The sequence below is a fragment of the Microbacterium sp. genome (assembly GCF_031179285.1).
Taxonomy (GTDB): domain Bacteria; phylum Actinomycetota; class Actinomycetes; order Actinomycetales; family Microbacteriaceae; genus Microbacterium.
Window position 1 is genome coordinate 1 of the sequence record NZ_JAPSHY010000069.1, and the last position, 3101, is coordinate 3101.

At 68.5% G+C, this 3101-nt stretch carries 6 protein-coding genes and 1 pseudogene; all 7 read left to right on the forward strand.

Annotated features, from left to right (window positions below; genetic code table 11):
- Positions 1–483, forward strand: a 483-nt coding sequence (locus tag RIN18_RS17410; protein WP_309105241.1) for a metal ABC transporter permease, incomplete at its 5' end; no start/stop codon positions are given.
- A complete protein-coding gene (locus RIN18_RS17415; RefSeq protein ID WP_309105242.1) occupies positions 480–884 on the forward strand; it encodes a transcriptional repressor in 405 nt (134 codons plus the stop codon). The genes RIN18_RS17410 and RIN18_RS17415, both read left to right, overlap by 4 nt.
- Positions 885–1088: 204 nt before the next feature.
- Positions 1089–1325, forward strand: coding sequence for a 50S ribosomal protein L28 (gene rpmB / locus RIN18_RS17420; protein WP_056727420.1), 237 nt, complete (start codon positions 1089–1091; stop codon positions 1323–1325).
- Positions 1325–1492: a 50S ribosomal protein L33 gene (gene rpmG / locus RIN18_RS17425; protein WP_089916186.1), complete on the forward strand. Its 168-nt coding sequence runs from the start codon at positions 1325–1327 to the stop codon at positions 1490–1492. Before rpmB ends, rpmG begins: the two co-directional genes overlap by 1 nt.
- A gap of 3 nt (positions 1493–1495) precedes the next feature.
- Complete coding sequence (gene rpsN / locus RIN18_RS17430) at positions 1496–1801, forward strand: 30S ribosomal protein S14 (RefSeq protein ID WP_309105243.1); 306 nt, start codon at positions 1496–1498, stop codon at positions 1799–1801.
- A gap of 248 nt (positions 1802–2049) precedes the next feature.
- Positions 2050–2337, forward strand: a complete 288-nt coding sequence (locus tag RIN18_RS17435; protein ID WP_309105244.1) for an HU family DNA-binding protein — start codon at positions 2050–2052, stop codon at positions 2335–2337.
- Between the two features lie 341 nt (positions 2338–2678).
- Positions 2679–3101 (forward strand): annotated as a pseudogene (locus RIN18_RS17440) (copper transporter); the annotation flags it as partial.

Here is a 3101-nt window from a genome sequence, read left to right on the forward strand (position 1 = left end):
GTGAGCGACGGCGACATCGTGCTCGCGGCATCCGTCGCGGTCGTCGCGGTCGTCGCCGTCGCGATCTTCGGCAAGGAGATCGCCTTCTCGACGTTCGACCCGAGGGGGTACCGCGCCGTCGGCTATCGCGAGTGGCCCGTGGAACTGCTCGTGCTCGCCCTCACCGCTGCGACCGTCGTGAGCGCACTGCCCGCGGTCGGCGCCATCCTCGCGATCGCGCTCATCGCCGCACCGGCGGCCGGCGCCCGGCTCGTCGTACCGACGTATCGCGGCATCCTGTTCGCGGCGCCCGTCATCGGGGCCGCGTCGGGGGTCGTGGGGGTGCTCGTCTCCCGCGCGTTCGCGGTTGCGGCAGGCCCGTCGATCGCGCTCGCGGCGACCGCGTTCTTCCTCATCGCGCTGGGAATCTCCAAGGTTCGCGCAGTACCGTGGAATCGAGCCTCCATCCCCGTGGAGACCGCAGAGGACGCACGAATCGCATGAAACGCAACACCTGGCAGCGCGAGGCCGTTCGTGAAGCACTCGACGACACCGAGGGCTTCATCAGCGCGCAGGCCCTGCACTCCTCGCTGCACGCGAGCGGATCGCCCATCGGCCTGGCGACGGTCTATCGTGCCCTCGGCGACCTCGCCGCGAACGGCGAGGCCGACTCGCTCCAGTCTCCCGAGGGCGAGGCGCTCTACCGTGCGTGCAGCACCACCGGGCACCACCACCACCTGATCTGTCGAAACTGCGGGCTCACCGTCGAGATCGCCGCCGACGAGGTCGAGGCGTGGGCGAAGCGCGTCGCGGCCGAGCACGGCTTCACGGGCGCCGCCCATGTCGTCGACGTGTTCGGACTCTGTGCGAACTGCACGAAGCTCGCGGCATCCGACCGCAACTGATCGCCGTCGCCCGGCCGAAGTGACTTCGGGCCCGGCATCGGGTACGATGAACAGGTTGTGCAGCAATGCTGCGCTTCTTTGTGTGCCGTTCAGACGCCTGGCGATCCGAACCTGGCATGCCGACAAGTGACCTTGGGTGGGGCGCTCGCCCCGCGGTAGCCCAGGCGGAGCATGCTCCGTCGTAATGATGAAGGAAGTACACCAATGGCAGCAGTGTGCCAGGTGACCGGAGCCGTTCCCGGCTTCGGACACAACATCTCGCACTCGCACCGCCGGACGAAGCGTCGCTTCGACCCGAACGTGCAGAAGAAGACCTACTACGTGCCCTCGCTGCGTCGTAACGTCACCCTCAACGTGTCCGCCAAGGGCATCAAGGTGATCGACGCCCGTGGCATCGAAGCAGTCATCAAGGACATCCAGGCACGTGGGGTGAAGCTCTAATGGCCAAGCAGCAGGACATCCGCCCCATCATCAAGCTCCGTTCGACGGCCGGCACCGGGTACACCTACGTGACCCGCAAGAACCGTCGCAACGACCCCGACCGTCTCGTGCTCAAGAAGTACGACCCCGTGGTGCGCAAGCACGTCGACTTCCGAGAGGAGCGCTAAGACATGGCGAAGAAGAGCAAGATCGCGCGCAACAACCAGCGCCAGGAGATCGTGGAGCGCTACGCCGCGAAGCGCCTCGAACTGAAGAAGGCCCTCGTCGACCCGAACGGCACCGACGAGTCCCGCGAGGCCGCCCGCCAGGGCCTGCAGAAGCTTCCCCGCGACGCTTCGCCGGTTCGCCTGCGCAACCGCGACGCCATCGACGGTCGCCCCCGAGGCAACCTCTCGAAGTTCGGCATCTCGCGCGTGCGTTTCCGCGACATGGCGCACCGTGGCGAGCTGCCCGGCATCACCAAGTCGAGCTGGTAGCACCCGGTTTCACCGAGAGGGGCGTCCCGAAAGGGGCGCCCTTCTTCGTTCGCCGCTGCGAGACCAGCGTCGATCGCCGGCGACACGCCGCGCTCGATGTGCCCGAATGACCCGGAAATCCGCGTATTTCCGGGGTTCTCTGCTACATTCGAGGCGGCCCGATCGGCCACGGGGGCGGTTGAACGATCGTTCTCGAGTTCTCAATAAGTGCTGTACCGAAAACAGCGAAAGTCCGAGGAGGACACTCAATGGCTGACAAGTCGCTGAACAAGACCGAGCTCGTCGCGAAGATCGCCGCCTCGACCGGCCAGAGCCAGGCCACCGTCGACGCCGTGCTCGGCGGTCTCTTCGACACGCTCGCCGAGTCGGTCGGCTCGGGCACCAAGGTCTCGATCCCGGGCTGGCTCGCCGTCGAGCGCACCTCGCGCGCTGCTCGCACCGGCCGCAACCCCCAGACGGGTGCGACCATCGACATCCCGGCCGGTCACTCGGTCAAGATCTCGGCGGGCTCGAAGCTCAAGGCTGCCGCGAAGTAAGCATCCGCGACTCCCGAAGGGGCGTACGGCGCAGGCCGTGCGCCCCTTCGTCATGCGTGGGTGCCTGGCGTGCGTGTCGTGCCTGCGCTGAGCCGCCGGCCGCCCGTCGCACCGACCCGTGACCGGCAGCGGAGGAGAACCCCACCGCGGGAGGACGAGATCGCGGCTCGGATCCTCCCGTCGCGCTGAACTCCTCCCGTCAGGCGAGCGCGCACGGGCGAGGGCAGCAGCCCGACGGATGACGCGACGTCACGCCGACGGATGACGCGACGTCACGCCGGCGGATGCCGCGACGAAACGCTCGGGGCGGGCTCCCGGGTGGCGCCGTCTAGGCTGGTTCGGTGCCCCGCTCCGTTCGCGTGCTCGGCCCCGCCGTGCTCCTCGCCGTCGCGCTCCTCGCGACGTTCGCGGGTCTCGCCTACGGCGGCGGAGCCGCACCCCTGCCGATCCAGGATCCCGGACCCGTGGCGCGATTCGGGCTTCCCATCTCGAAGCTCGTCGTGAACCTCGGGGCGGCCGGCATGATCGGCGCGCTCGTGCTCGCCGTGTGGGCGCTCACCCCGAAGCGGCGCGAGTTCGACGTCGCGCTCGACGTCGCTGCGGCATCCGCTGCCGTGCTCACGGTCGCGAGTGCCGCCACCGGCATCTTCACGTTCCTCGTGGTCACGGGGGAGCCCCTCGACTTCAGCGATGCGTTCGGCCAGAAGCTCGGCCAGTTCGTCACCACGATCGAGCTCGGCCAGGCATGGCTGACGACGACCCTC